This window comes from Fodinibius sp. SL11, assembly GCF_052060035.1.
GTDB lineage: Bacteria > Bacteroidota > Rhodothermia > Balneolales > Balneolaceae > Fodinibius.
Genome location: NZ_JBPOEA010000004.1, coordinates 31,436 through 44,261 on the forward strand (window position 1 = coordinate 31,436; position 12,826 = coordinate 44,261).

Sequence of the window (12,826 nt, forward strand, 5' to 3'; positions counted from 1 at the left end):
GGTAATGTGTTATTTTCTTGCTTATCACTGATCGATTGAATGATTAGGTTTAAAACGTCTGTATAGTAAGACCATTTTAGAAGTGAATACTTACAGTATATTTAGTTTATTACGATACAAATAGATTTATTTGTTAATCCAATTAGTTGGCTTTTATGCAATTAGAGACGAAAACACTACGAAAAAGCATTAATAAGGCTTTTCTCAAAGAGACGGTTGATCGTACCTCATTTAATAACTTTAAAGGTGAGCTAAGGCAGTTACTGGATAAAATTGAAAGTGCTAAAAAGAAAGGTGAGCTGGAAGAGCACTATAAAAAGCCACTAAATACCTTTTTTGAGGAAGTAGGGTTTAAGGAGTACAATATCAATACTAGTGACCGTATTGATCTGGCTATTTATACCGAAGGTAGCGTTGGTGTATTATTTGAGGTGAAAAGTCCTACCCAGAAGCAGGATATGATCACCGAAGCTGATTTCAACCGTAAAGCATTACAACAAGCCGTACTTTATTATATAGAACAACGAATAGAAGAAGAAAACACCGATCTAAAACACGTAGTTGTTACTGATACATTCAACTGGTTTGTCTTTGATGCCCAGGAATTTGAACGTTGTTTTTATAAACCTTCTACACTCAAAAAAGTCTATAAGAGTTGGAAATCTGATCAGAAGGTTTCCTCCAATAAAGATTTCATGTACAATGAAATTGCCAACTTCATTAAGGAACAAGATACAACACTTCGCGGTCTCCATCTGGATCTACAAGAATACGGCAAATTATTGGAAGCTAAGGAAGGCAGTAAGCAGGAAAAGAAGCTTATCCCTCTCTATAAATTCTTTTCACCGATTCATTTGCTCAAAGAGTCATTTGCCAATGACAGTAATACCCTAAACAGAGAGTTTTACCAAGAATTACTGTATATCCTGGGGTTGGAGGAGGTGAAAGATGGAAGTACCCGATACATTGAACGAGCCAGTAAAGAAAACCGACAACCGGGTTCTCTGATTGAAAATACGATACGAATTATTGAGGCCGAAGATCATCTAAGCCGATTGAATGACCGGAAAACAAAGTACGGTAGTGACAAAGAAGAGCAACTTTTTAATATTGCTCTGGAACTTGGTATCACGTGGATGAATCGCGTTCTATTTCTTAAGCTCCTTGAAGCCCAGCTGTATCGATATCACCGGCAGGATAGAAATTTCAAATTTCTGAATCCCCAAACAATAGATGGTTATGATGAGTTAAACAAACTCTTTTTCCAGGTTTTGGCCCGGAGGGAATCAGAACGTGCAGAAGATGTGAATGAGAAATTCGGTCATATCCCCTATCTGAACAGTTCGTTATTTGACCCTTCTTCTTTGGAGCATGAAACACTTCGCATTTCTAATTTAGATGATAAGAAAACGCTGCCTGTTTATAATCGAAGTGTTCTGACTGACCAGCGTGGAGATGAGGTTAATACTTTACAGTACTTGTTTGAATTTTTGGAAGCGTATGATTTTGCTGCCGAAGGTGGCGAAGAGATTCAAGAAGAGCGAAAGACGTTGATAAATGCTTCGGTGCTGGGCCTGATATTTGAAAAAATAAACGGTTACAAAGATGGTTCGTACTTTACGCCCGGATTTATTACTGAATATATGGCGCGGGAAACGCTGCGAAAAGCGGTTATCGATAAGTTTAGTGAATACTGGAATGAAGAGGATCTGACCTTTACCGATGTGTATAACCGTATAGGGAGAAAGCAAGAAGATATAGAAAAGGCTAATGAGATTGTAAACAGCATCACTATTTGTGATCCTGCTGTAGGATCCGGTCACTTTTTAGTGTCATGTTTGAATGAGTTGCTGGCTATTAAGTCGGACTTGGGTATTCTGTGTGACAGGGATGGAAAGTTGTTCCACCACGTGAATATAGAGATCGAAAATGACGAGCTGATTGTAACTTGGGGTAACGAAGAACTTTTTGAATATGATGTTTCTACCACCTGGCATGGTAAGACCCTGGCTAAACGAAATATTGCATCTGATCGTCAGCGCATCCAAAAAGCCCTGTTTCATGAAAAGCGCCATATTATAGAGAACTGCCTTTTTGGGGTAGATATTAATCCCAACTCGGTAAAGATATGTCGCCTGCGACTATGGATTGAGCTGCTAAAGAACACCTATTATACCCAAGGCAGTAACTATCGAGAGCTGGAAGTACTCCCCAATATTGATATAAATATTAAAACGGGAAACTCTCTGGTAAACCGGTTCGAGTTGGGTAGTGATCTGAGTTCGGTATTTAAAGATAGTGATCATTCTTTAGAGGATTATAAAGAGGCAGTTCAGAATTATAAACACTCGGGGGACCGAGCTGAAAAGCAGCGGTTGCAGAATCTTATCGATGATATAAAAGAGGAGTATAGTACCACATTAACCAATAACCGGCCCATTAATAAAAAGCTTTCAAAGCAGCGTGGACGTCTGGAGCTTATGCAAAATGCCGATCTGTTTGGAGACAAAAAGTTCACTAAAAAAGAAATCAAAAAGCAGAAGAAAAAAGTAAAAAAACTGGAAAAACAGAAAGAGGAAGAAGAAAGCGGTGTAATATATAATAATGCCTTTGAGTGGCGCTTTGAGTTCCCAGAGGTGCTTGATGAGGAAGGCGCTTTTAAAGGTTTTGATGTGGTGATTGGGAATCCACCGTATAAGAACTTAACGAGAAATGTTTTACCATCAGAAATGATGGAATATTTAAAGAAGGAATTTAAATCTATTAAAAAATCAAATTCGAAGAACTTATTTACTCTTTTTGTTGAGTTTTCTATTGATATACTTCATTCAACAGGGTGGTTGTCAATGATAGTCCCTGAAGGACTTTTTCAGACCAGAAGCTATAGTGATTGTGTCGATGTTATGGAAAGCTCTGGTACAATAAAGAGAATAACTTTTATTGAAGGTATGATATTTGAAGAAGCAACGACTGGAAATTTGATTTTTGAACTAACTAAATATAATGACAATGCTGAAACTGAATATTATGAGTTCGATAAAAACCAACAACTTGATATAAAAGAAGATGATGTTGACACAATTTTAAAGAAGATAAGTGACTCAGAATATTTGCTTAATGATGTTGCCTTTTTATTTAAGGGAATGGTAGTAAAAGATCGAGATTCCGTACTATATAATGAGAAAAATGAAGATCTTTCTGATAAATTTCTTTTAGGTAATTGTATTAACAAATGGCAAATAACAAATGAGTTTTATACTAATTATGAAGACCTTGAAATAGTGGGGGGAACTAAAGTTCGAAGAAAATACAAGACTCACCCAAGAATTTTAATTAGGAGAACAGGTGATTCATTGTGTAGTGCATTTTTGGAAGAGCCAGCTTTGACTGAAAGTACACTATATTCCTGTTGGTCAACTGATGATAACTTTCCAAACCTTTATTTATTTGGGCTACTTAACTCGTCCTTGTATACCTATATAATTAAGGCTTCAAAGTTGACAAATGAGCAAGCCTTTCCTCAAATTCTATTAACAGATTTGAAAGAATTACCTATTAAAAAAGCACCTTCCGATACAGAGGAAGCAATAATTAATGCGGCTGATCAAATTCTTACCACCAAAGAGGATAATCCCGATGCCGATATTAGTGATCTGGAGAAAGAGATTAATGAACTTGTGTATGAGCTGTATAGTATGAGCGAGGAGGAGATTGAGATTATTGAGGAGAGTGTGGCGTAAGTATTAGTTAATATCAGAAAGATGTCTTTTTAGAACCATGACATATAACTCATTACAAATCCAGCTATGAATGAATTTGAGATATATGACAAAATTGTGAATGGTACCTATCGACCTCATTTAAAAGATAATGATACAAATGAATGGTTGGAGGAATTAGAAAAGAATTTTTTTACTAGCACTTTACGAATTGAGGAAAGAGAATTAGAGGGGCGCCACTTAACCACTTTCGATGACATTGACTTTGATTTTTATGGAATAAAAGATGGTGATAGAGTAGTACTAGAATTCCCCGATGAAGATAATGATTTGGAGAATATAGTTTTAAAGGTCGAGCCCAATCCTGAAGAACAAGAGTTGATAAATCTGGATATTCGCCCGCCAATAGATAAAAAGAGTGAAATTTACCTTAGAATCATAGAAGGGGAGTTTAGAAGAATAAAAGCATCTTCTAAAAAGAAACTCGAATCTTCTGAAGATTTTGAAAAGCTAAAATTATATGCATTAAAGAATATTCAAACCGCAAAAAGAATTGGTAGGGAAGCACATCAGCTAAAGAAAAAACTAAGTAAAAGTGGAATAGATGATATGAACAATAGTAATACTTTAATTCTTTACTATATCAAGTTGCATATCATTTATTCAATAAATCATATACAAGTTCTATTTAAAGATATTTTAGGGTTAACTGTCCAAAATAGATCTACACTTGAGGATGAATTATATGAACTGCAATACTCTAAATGGGAGGCTAAATCAAATCAACTAGATGGTTTTTTCAAAGAATCCGAAATAGATAGATTATATGAAGAATTGGGTGAAAATGAAGGGTTAGAACAATCCATTTCATTCTTTAAAGAAAAGCTAACTGATCAAATCGAAAAGGTTGAAAAAGAAAAGAAGTCTAGTTTTGGCGTAGCAAAGATGGAGGTAGACAAGCTAAAATGGCGAAAAGAAGAACTAGGAAAATTACTAATCCAAAAAATTTTTAAGAGTACAACAGCTAGTAATGAAAATAAATTGATTGCTAGGTATAAATACTTGGTTGAAACACTTAGAAATTTAAATTTAAACCAATATTCTTTAGAGTATAAAGCATTAGATAAGGTTGATTTTTTCCCAAAAGTCGAGACGGAAATATCTTTATTGAAAGATTTAATTGAAGTTGATTCAACAGTAATTGATTCCTCCCATTTAATTGACGACCTGATGTCATTATTATTACTAGTACAGGCTAGCAAACATGATTTCAAGGGAGAAGGTCAAATAAATCGTTACTTGAGCAATTTATTAAGGGCCAGACAATATTATGTCGCTGATGAATCAAGGCAAGGACGATCAGGAACTGATAAATCTAAAAACTATAAAAGTGGAGAACTAGATATTGCTATACGGGATATAGAAAATAATGGTATAGTAAAAACAATTATTGAGGCATTTCAGTTAAAATCGTGTGGTGAGGATAATAAAAATGTTGAATATCACATCGATAAATTATTAGATCGATATGATACCGCTGGCAATAAAGAGAATTATATCATTGTGTATGCAAAGGCAGATGATTTTATATCATTATGGGAAAAATACCAGAAATACATAAAAAATAAAGTATTTGAGACTTCAGTGAACTTCGAGAAAATTGAACGAAAACAAATTAATAAAAGAAACCTAAAGGTAGGTCTTACCAAAATTCCTAAAGGTAAAACAGTAATAAAACTGTATCACCTTTTTGTGAATATGTATCTGGATGATTAGTCAAAATCAGAAAGAAAGCAATTCTGCTTCCGAATCAGTACTTGAATAATTAACCTTTTCTTTGGGCTGCTGCACCAATTCATCCATTTCTCTCACAGAAGCATTCATGTTTGTCTTTTTAACTTCTTTGTCGACATGTGGAAGGTGTGAATTCAGCTCATCTAAAAAAGAACGAGAAGCGAACTCTATATCGGAAAAGTCTAAGACAACAGTGTTAGCCCATGAGCTTTCAATTCTCTTGACCAATTTTTTAGCAGTAGCCCTGTTATTTAAGGCACTTACATCGAATTCTTTTCGAAGGTTGATATGTTTATCGAATATACTCATAGATGTCGACGTGTTTAGGTGGTTTTTGGAATCCCATACAAATAATGGTGCCATTCCAACTAACCTGTGTCAAATTAATAAAGTGATTCCGCCCATTATTGTCAATAAAATAGCCGGCATTACCACTTATAACGCAAAAATAACCATTTAGTTCATTATTAGATAGCAAATTAATGGTGTTTTTAATTCCGGTACCCCTTTTCTGCGAACCAAATTCGTCTTTGGCAGATAAATGCTGGCGAATTACTTTTTCTAGGGCATCCATATCATCGGTAACACTTCTGCCCGCATTTTTTAAGGATTGGTAAATTCCTATCCCGTTATCCAGAAGACAGATTTCACATGAGTTATTGGCTGGCCAAAACTGGGAAAATATATAAGCTAAATCCGCTTCTGAATGCTCCATTATATTATCAACCATTTCGGAAATAAGAAGATAGAATACATTGTTACCAACTCGGTCAAGAAACTCTTGGTCGTCAATATTGCGCCGCAAAAGTTTTGGGTATTGGTCAGATAAAAATCTAAGCTTTTCTTCCCGCCCGTCCCTACTGGCTGATTTTAGATCAGCTTTTGTAATGGGAAAGTAAGTTTGTCCAATTTTGTTGAATTCAGAAGTATTCGTTCCTTCAGGGAATTCAATACTATCTAAATATGAATTGGCATTTTGTATCGTGATGTTATGATCAAATGCATAGCTGGCGATAGGAAGTATAGAAACCGGTCGAATAAAATCGATAGTAGAAAAACTCGCTGTACCGCCATCAGGAATAGAGCTAAGGGTTCTCAGATTATTTACCAATTCCTTAATACGTGCTAAAGGATCCCAACTACCGCCTATATGTAAACTCATTGATCGTTTCGTTCAAATAAATTTGTTTAATGGAGGGTTAAGATAACAGTTATACGGTTGAACAAATAGATGAAATAGGGAGTTTTTATTTTAAAACAACCGGTAATGATTTCATTCCTATCTGTTTTGCCACAAAATAGGTCGAGTTCCCATCCAAAATATCAAAAAGACCTTTTCCATCTACGCTTGGCCTAACAAAAATAGGTTTTCGTCTAGATATTATTCCCTGATAAGCCTGTCGCATTCTGGTAAACCCGTTGGCAATACCTTTCGGGCGTTTACGTGTAGGCCGAAGTAAGCAAATAGGTAAAATGGTTGTAGCTTCATTTATATCGAAAAAACGATCCAGCCGGTTGGGATCCAGGCAAAACATACGCTGATAATTTTGGAGGTACGTCCCAACTTGTCCCATATTAAGCCAACTGGTTAATGGGGCATCAAAACCATCCTCATTTATATAATTCACCTGAATGAGTTGCCTCGTTTCATCTACATATAGATGGAGTCTGTTAAAATCATGATACTGGCTGTTTATTTCATCTATTTTTGCTGTCAGATACTCAGTAGATATAGATGGTTTTACCACCTTTTTTTGGGTAATCGGCATTTTATCTACACGGTTATAGGTTTTCGGCATGGGGATTCTCCTGAATGGTCTGAATGATATAATCCACTTCTGACTTGCGACACAGCTTAACGGCTTCACGGCCGGTACTTTTATTCCGCCCGTAACTGCGCACGGTTATCATTTTACGATAACCGCACCGGTAAAAGGTGGTCCGGGAGATGCGTCCCAGTTTTTCACACATGTAGCTGATCGCTTCGCCAATCGTCATGAAATCTTCATTGCTGGAGGGCATGTTTCCCATCGGGTTGGTGGTATTTTCAGGATTTTCAAAATTAGACATAACCTTTCTTATTTTCTTAGACGCCATAGTTAAGTGTAGTAAAAACTGATAGTTAACCGCCTAAGAAATCGCCAAAGATTCATCTTAGATGTCTTAGGCCAATCTTAGAGTTCTTAGGCGTTTCTTAGGTGATTTCTTAGATATATTATTATTAACTAACTTATTATTTATTATATACTTACAGGGTGATGTTTTGGTGGATAAATGAGGATCTAAGAAAATAAGATGCTTTTTTAAAATTCTTAGATAATCTCATATTTCCCGGAAATCTTCTAAAATGGGGGTTCAATTTTGGAACCACTCATAGCAATGTGATCGTCGGTTTGTTGGGATTGTTGTTTCATCATAATCGCTGCTTCTTCGCGTTTGCCAAAGGCGCGAAGCCAGGAGGGCGTTAAGTTTGTTCTGGGCAGGTGATACCCGTGGCGGTTTTCCTGGACGGTTCCTTTTACTGGATCCTCATAGCTGTAATAATTGGTTTTTGCTTTTCCGTGTAGGTCCAGGGCTTCAATTTCTTCCCGGATGATATCCTGGCTGATATACTCCCGGCCTTTGTTATAGTTGGTGTAGGCATCCCAAATGCCGCTCCAGTACATTACCAGCCCATCCTTGCTGTTCCAGCCGTAGTAGCGTTTCGGCAGCTCCCCGTTATCATTCATGATCTCAATGCTCGCCAAGAACTGTTGCAGGGGCGTTTGGTGGACCTCCTTTTCCGCTGAATTAGCTAAAAAGGTCACTCCATAACGGAATATTTCTGTGGAGATGCGATTGTCTCGGAGCAGTTGCTGCATCTCCTGCCGATCTTCCGCGCTTACCGTTTGTTTGTTGTTTTCCCCCAAGGACTGTTGGACGAATTCAGCGAATTCCACATCACTGGGCCGACAGACAAATAGATCTACCGTAATAAGAGCCGCCATATTTTCGATTTGACGGTCTTTAATCTGGAAACGAACGCCTTCCTGGTCACTTCTACGCCCTAGTTCTTCCTCGACGGCTTCGGTAAGAAGACGCTTGGTCCAGAGTAGCTCGCTTTTGAACAGCTCCCGGTTGAAATCATTAAACTTGTACAGCAGAGACAGAAAAAGTTGCTGCAATTCCTTTTTATGATTGTCAAACCACCACAAATTATGGACAGAGCCCCGTTTGTCCTTGGCGTACTCAATCATAATACATCGCGACCGAAAATGGTCCTCGGTGGGTTTGTAGTTGGAGATAAACATCAGCTGGGAACGCACGGGGCTCCAGGCGTTTTTGGTCCGATCGTGGGAGGCGCTTACTCCACGTTGTCTCAACTCGTACCACATGTTAAATACTTGTGGCGTGATCTTGCCTTTTCCGGGGACAAACTCATCCATGATCACAGGAATCTTGCTGTGGTTGGCCAGCTTGTTTTCGGCAGACTTTAGCGTAGGATTGGAATCCACGTCTGTAAACGACTGCCCAAAGAAATTGAGCATGATCTGAGAAAGCTGACCTTTTCCCGTCGAAGGCTCGCCATACAGGTACAGAAAGACCACATGTTTAAATACATCGTAGATCTCATCAAAAAATAGAAAGGAGAGCATATAGGAGAAAATAAGGTAGCCCTCTGCTTTCTTCTCGGGCTGTTGTCCAGCGATAAGTTCTCCGAATCTGTCGCGGACGGTGTCGGTAAAATACCGGAGCTCGTTGCCGGTGAGAAGCTGGTGTTCGTCGTCGCTGTAGAATCCATCCTTGGCGGGGGACAGGTCTAACAGAGGCGAAGGTTCAATACGCCCGGGCTTAACGTAAAAGGTAGTGTCGGCAGCTACCATGGGGAACAGGCCAGAGTCTCGGTCGGGCGCTATCATGTATTGGGGCTCCCGAAGGTGATCATCCGGAATAGTAATTAAGGCATTGCGCGTCAGATAAAAGGTGTAGCCATGGTGCTCGATAAATCCGTAGTAATTGAACTCATACACGGTCTGCGGCTGCCACCGGTTGCACAGGAAGCTCATAAAGAAGAGGATCTCATCATCAGACTTAAAGCGAGCCGATTGATAGGAATGCTTAAAGATCTGAATCTGAAAGGCTTTCTTGGACAGCAGGTCTTCCGGCTCCAGTACAAAGAGTTCGCTCTGGGTCAGGGTTCGCGTTTCTGGTGTTAGCCAGCTCACCTGGCATTCATAGAGCGTCGAATCCCATTTCAGTGTTTCGGGATTATAGCGGATGATCTTGGAATGTATTTCGATATCGAAGGTGCCGATCCGGCGACTGGTGCCATCGGTTTCGTTGCGATACCATCCAAAATCTAACGGGTCGGAGCTGTCGATATATTCAAACGGTTCTTTTTGAGAATTGGATACTGCTGGCCCGTAGTCATCGGGTTGTTGCCGGTTGTTTGGCGATACTAGTGTTAAGGACTCTTCCCGGGTGTTGCTGCTCATTTATTTGTCGTTGAGATATTAAAATTTTGTGTTCACTTACATGGTTGAGTTCATAGAGATTGTCTCCATATCCGTAAATCACCCAGAGGTCGTAACCTTCCACCAGTTGGGTTTCGATCATGCGGACGATCTCTTTACGTTTCTTACCATCGCAGTCTATAAAATGGATGGTATCCCCAAGGGTATAGCGCGTTTTAATAGTTGCCATAAGTGGGGCCTGTCAGGTGAGTTGAGGTTCGATAAATTCAAATTTTATTCCCTTGGCTACCTGCAGTAGCTGGCTTGGTAGGTTAAATTCTTCTGTCAGTCTTGCTCTGACCTGGGCAGGGGTTATACCCAAGGTGTTTTCCATATGACAAAGGCGCCGATCAGAAATGTAATAGGGTTTTTTAAACCATTGGCGAAAAGTGTTTAATTTGACGTCGGGAAACATTTCCTGGCGGAACTCATTATAAGAGCCGAATTGCTGGAAAATTTCCTGTTTAATTAGCGACAAGCGGGTTCGATTAATTTCATATTTTGTTATTGGTCCGTTCACAAGCGTAATTCTGTCTTTTAAAATTTATGGGTAAGTAGTATAATCGGATGGTTACAGTTAAACGTTACCGATACCTACAGGGATAAAGTAGTGATGTGATAGTAACGAAACAATTAAAAATGATGTGATCGGAAAATATTTAGGAAGGGTATTTATTCCAATCACAATAAAACTAATAGGATAGGAAAAGAGGAATGTTGGAGAAAAAATCTGGCGAAACATTACAAGACAATGTCCGGTATCTGCTTGAGAAGTATTACGATGGAAATGTGTCTGAAATGCAGCGGGAGACGGGAGTTAACCGATCTGTGATTTCAGAGATAAAAAATGGAGGGAAGACGGAAGTAAACAGCTCCACGCTAATACGGTTTGCACAATCAGGGATAAATCTTAATTGGCTATTAACGGGAGAGGGCACACCATTTACTGGTAGTGAAATGGCCGATATTAGCGAAGAGCTGAAAGAAAAGCAGTTGCTTGATAACCGCATGAAAGAGATTAAGAAGCTTGTAGGTGATATCGAAGATCAGCTATCCGAGCAACCGCACCTGCGGCTTGATCCGGATGTTCAGAGCGCACTTCTTGAACTACTGAAGAAAGCTGTTCGATAAGGGTAAGTACCTGTTTTTTGCTATTACCGTTTTTGGTTTTGTGTACACTACAGGTAGACTGGTTTGTATGCATGGTCGCTGGCACTCTTAATTAATTACGTTTTTTTAGTGTTCTGTTTTACCCAAAAAATCTATACAAGAGCAGCTCACCCCGTATTTGTTACACATTTGCCGCAAAAAGTCGTTCAATAACTTTGCGATCAAAATATTTTCGGCGGCCGCCGACTCTCAGGCACGGAATAAACTGTTTGTGGGCCGGTGGCAGATTACTGCGATTGAGGACCGTTCGCTGATCGATACCAAAATCAGCTTCGATATCCTGGGCCGTTATGTAACGTGATTTATCAGGCTTGGATTGGTAAGCGCGTAACAGAAATTCTATTTTGGATTCAAGATTGGCAATGGTTTCCAGTAAGGTATCTTTGGGGTCTTGAGAATTCATAGGTGATATCTTTGGGGTTGCAAAAATTGTATGGCGCTAAAGAAAAGGCAATCCCTAATAAAATACACTTCCAGACAAAAACAGATTTTGAAAAAAAGGCGGCAAATATAGAGAATAAAATCAAAATCTGTAATTTTACCCTTAATTATGCTCTCTGTGGTGAGGAATCGCATATATTTTTCCTCATATTTTGGTCGCCTTTGGAGAAAATAGGTTACCCTTTTTAAGCGTGGCCTTAATCCGGTGTTTGAGAATTGACTTGTAAGCTTCTGGATTAACGAGATAAGTAGGCGAATTTAGAATTTCGTATTTTCCTGCCGCTTCTTTTACAAGTTCATCAATGGGTTTGCGAGCTTTCACGTTATTGACAAGTCCGTTGGAGCTGTCAATAAGGAAATCATTGATTAGCTCATCCAAATCATTCACCAAGAGCTTAAAGGTATACTTGCCATGCAAGCCTATGCGGAGCTCTAAAAATGAAATCGCCTCATCAATGCAGGCGAATTGCCCTATGGTACGAAGCTTGCCTTCTAACCGTTTTTTGGTATCCTTAGAGCAGTTGTTGATGCGGGCCATTCTACAGGTCCATGGTGCATAATCCAGGTGAAGCACACCCTCGCCATACTCATTAAAAAGACTCTCCAGGAGTCCGGAAAAATGGGGATTCGCAAGATCTGCTCCGGTAAAATCTATGTCAACGACTTTCCTGCGATTGACCTTTTGTTCAGCAAATCCGATCAGACTCCTGCCAAGATTCAACAGGTGATCATGGTACAGCGTGCGAACCGCAGAGACGAACTCAGGGCGAAAGGTTTCGGTCGTCCGGCCTGAAAAGTTTTTAAGGCAAAGCTGCAGCTGTTTTCGGTATTGACCTGTTTCTTTTAAATATTCAACAGCTGTAATACGTGTTGCAATTATTCGTTCTTGATCAGATGCAAAGTTAAGATCGCTGGGGAGTTTTGCCAGTCGATCCGCGATAAGTTTGAGCAGCAGGTCTCTTTTCGGAAGAGTATTGCTTAATAGTACAGGCACCTTTTCAGGCATGGATGCAAATGGGTGTTTTATTGCTGATTTACCGTTATGTTGGGTGCGGTAGAACACAGCATCTCCCTTCACGGGAACCCTGTAGTGCCACCGGCAGACCGAATAAAGCTACGTCTTTTACAGGAAATTCACAGAGTTTTTTCGAGGCAAAATACGGTAGGCCGTGGCACAAAAGATATGGTAAAGAATGATTATTTCTACCA

At 39.1% G+C, this 12,826-nt stretch carries 12 protein-coding genes; 3 read left to right on the forward strand and 9 right to left on the reverse strand.

The window, feature by feature from the left end; all coding sequences use genetic code 11:
* Positions 1 to 155: 155 nt before the first annotated feature.
* Together ACQ76V_RS07260 and ACQ76V_RS07265 are read left to right on the forward strand one after the other, a co-directional pair.
* Complete coding sequence (locus tag ACQ76V_RS07260; RefSeq protein WP_440999823.1) at positions 156 to 3,740, forward strand: type IIG restriction enzyme/methyltransferase; 3,585 nt, start codon at positions 156 to 158, stop codon at positions 3,738 to 3,740.
* A gap of 66 nt (positions 3,741 to 3,806) precedes the next feature.
* Positions 3,807 to 5,495, forward strand: a complete 1,689-nt coding sequence (locus ACQ76V_RS07265; protein WP_440999824.1) for a hypothetical protein — start codon at positions 3,807 to 3,809, stop codon at positions 5,493 to 5,495.
* A gap of 6 nt (positions 5,496 to 5,501) precedes the next feature.
* On the opposite strand, the gene ACQ76V_RS07270 is transcribed toward ACQ76V_RS07265, so the two are convergent.
* From ACQ76V_RS07270 to ACQ76V_RS07300, 7 genes are all read right to left on the reverse strand, one after another.
* The gene (locus ACQ76V_RS07270) at positions 5,502 to 5,822 is read right to left on the reverse strand and encodes an STAS-like domain-containing protein (RefSeq protein ID WP_440999825.1); all 321 of its coding nucleotides are present in this window, start codon (positions 5,820 to 5,822) and stop codon (positions 5,502 to 5,504) included.
* Positions 5,806 to 6,675, reverse strand: coding sequence for a hypothetical protein (locus ACQ76V_RS07275; RefSeq protein ID WP_440999826.1), 870 nt, complete (start codon positions 6,673 to 6,675; stop codon positions 5,806 to 5,808). The genes ACQ76V_RS07270 and ACQ76V_RS07275 overlap by 17 nt, the downstream gene beginning before the upstream one ends.
* An 85-nt stretch (positions 6,676 to 6,760) precedes the next feature.
* On the reverse strand, positions 6,761 to 7,312 hold the full coding sequence (locus tag ACQ76V_RS07280; protein ID WP_440999827.1) for a hypothetical protein: 552 nt from the start codon (positions 7,310 to 7,312) through the stop codon (positions 6,761 to 6,763).
* Positions 7,296 to 7,583 carry a hypothetical protein gene (locus tag ACQ76V_RS07285; protein ID WP_440999828.1) on the reverse strand — a complete coding sequence of 96 codons (288 nt, stop codon included), beginning with the start codon at positions 7,581 to 7,583 and terminating at the stop codon, positions 7,296 to 7,298. Before ACQ76V_RS07285 ends, ACQ76V_RS07280 begins: the two co-directional genes overlap by 17 nt.
* Positions 7,584 to 7,855: 272 nt before the next feature.
* Positions 7,856 to 9,988 carry a hypothetical protein gene (locus tag ACQ76V_RS07290; protein ID WP_440999829.1) on the reverse strand — a complete coding sequence of 711 codons (2,133 nt, stop codon included), beginning with the start codon at positions 9,986 to 9,988 and terminating at the stop codon, positions 7,856 to 7,858.
* A complete protein-coding gene (locus ACQ76V_RS07295) occupies positions 9,921 to 10,196 on the reverse strand; it encodes a hypothetical protein (RefSeq protein ID WP_440999830.1) in 276 nt (91 codons plus the stop codon). The genes ACQ76V_RS07290 and ACQ76V_RS07295 overlap by 68 nt, the downstream gene beginning before the upstream one ends.
* Before the next feature lie 12 nt (positions 10,197 to 10,208).
* Entirely contained in the window at positions 10,209 to 10,526 is a 318-nt protein-coding gene (locus tag ACQ76V_RS07300; protein WP_440999831.1) for a hypothetical protein, read from the reverse strand.
* Between the two features lie 194 nt (positions 10,527 to 10,720).
* On the opposite strand from ACQ76V_RS07300, the gene ACQ76V_RS07305 reads away from it, so the two are divergent.
* Positions 10,721 to 11,137, forward strand: coding sequence for a hypothetical protein (locus ACQ76V_RS07305; RefSeq protein WP_440999832.1), 417 nt, complete (start codon positions 10,721 to 10,723; stop codon positions 11,135 to 11,137).
* Between the two features lie 160 nt (positions 11,138 to 11,297).
* Here the strand turns inward: ACQ76V_RS07305 and ACQ76V_RS07310 are convergent, their stop codons facing one another.
* The gene (locus ACQ76V_RS07310) at positions 11,298 to 11,579 is read right to left on the reverse strand and encodes a hypothetical protein (protein WP_440999833.1); all 282 of its coding nucleotides are present in this window, start codon (positions 11,577 to 11,579) and stop codon (positions 11,298 to 11,300) included.
* Positions 11,580 to 11,762: 183 nt separating this feature from the next.
* Positions 11,763 to 12,680 (reverse strand): hypothetical protein, encoded by a 918-nt coding sequence (locus tag ACQ76V_RS07315; protein ID WP_440999834.1) that lies wholly within the window; start codon positions 12,678 to 12,680, stop codon positions 11,763 to 11,765.
* Positions 12,681 to 12,826 lie beyond the last annotated feature (146 nt).